Source organism: Jidongwangia harbinensis (assembly GCF_020216025.1).
GTDB classification, from domain to species: Bacteria; Actinomycetota; Actinomycetes; order Mycobacteriales; family Micromonosporaceae; genus Actinoplanes; species Actinoplanes harbinensis.
In genome coordinates this window covers 1-779 of record NZ_JAIWNC010000077.1, presented here as the reverse complement: position 1 = coordinate 779, position 779 = coordinate 1, and the positions used below count along the sequence as shown (strand labels likewise).

General features: G+C 70.2%; 1 protein-coding gene. It reads right to left on the bottom strand.

Going from position 1 to position 779, the window contains the following annotated elements; all coding sequences use genetic code 11:
* On the bottom strand, positions 1 to 779 hold a 779-nt coding region (locus LDL48_RS42615; protein WP_225260909.1), incomplete at both ends, for a beta-ketoacyl synthase N-terminal-like domain-containing protein.

Genomic DNA, 779 nt, shown 5'->3' with positions numbered 1-779 from the left:
GCGCGTCGGGGCCGGGCCCCGCCCGGCCACGTTCGCGCCTCGCTCAACAGGCTGACCGCGCCGGTCGACCAGTCCACATGCGTCGACGGGGTGTCGGCGTGCAGGGTGCGCGGCAGCATCCCGTGCCGCATCGCCATCACCATCTTGATCACACCGCCGACACCGGACGCGGCCTGCGCGTGACCGATGTTCGACTTCAACGACCCCAACCACAACGGCGCCTGCCGGTCCTGACCATAGGTCGCCAGCAACGCCTGCGCCTCGATCGGATCACCCAGCGTGGTACCCGTACCGTGCGCCTCCACCGCATCCACATCCGCCGGCGACAGCCGCGCGTTGGCCAGTGCCTGCCGGATGACCCGCTGCTGGGCGGGACCATTCGGCGCGGTCAACCCATTCGAGGCGCCGTCCTGGTTGATCGCCGAACCACGCACCACCGCCAGCACCGGATGCCCGTGACGCTGGGCGTCGGAGAGCCGTTCGACCATCAGCACGCCGACACCTTCGGCGAAGCCGGTGCCGTCGGCGTCGTCGGCGAACGACTTGCACCGTCCGTCACCGGCCAGACCCCGCTGCCGGGCGAACTCGGTGAACAACGCGGGAGTCGACATCACCATCACACCCGCGGCCAGCGCCATCTGACACTCGCCCTGCCGCAACGCCTGCACCGCCAGGTGCAACGCGACCAGCGACGACGAACACGCCGTGTCAACCGTGACGGCCTGGCCCTCCAGCCCGAGCGTGTAGGCCAGCCGGCCGGACATCACACTGGCCGTGTT